We start from the raw sequence: 270 nt of genomic DNA, 5'->3' as shown, positions 1-270 counted from the left end.
TCAAAAAAAGATTTATTTGTTAAATAAAATTATTTTTAATTAAAAAAAATAATTTTATATTATAGAAATGTATTTTTATATATATAAGTTTAGCTAATGTATTTCTTAGTAAATTTTTGTTTTAAAAAACATTTAAGCTTTACATAAATTTTATATAGCTATTTGAGATCGGAAAATTAGCGATGCCTGCGGTAGGCTGTGCCTAGGCATACCCGCAGAAACCGTAGAAATAAATCTCAATGAGCAAAAGTCTATAGGACTCATATTTGA

Origin of the sequence: Nostoc sp. KVJ20, assembly GCF_001712795.1 — a bacterium.
Classification (GTDB): Bacteria; Cyanobacteriota; Cyanobacteriia; order Cyanobacteriales; family Nostocaceae; genus Nostoc.
Note: the sequence above shows the minus strand (reverse complement) of the source record.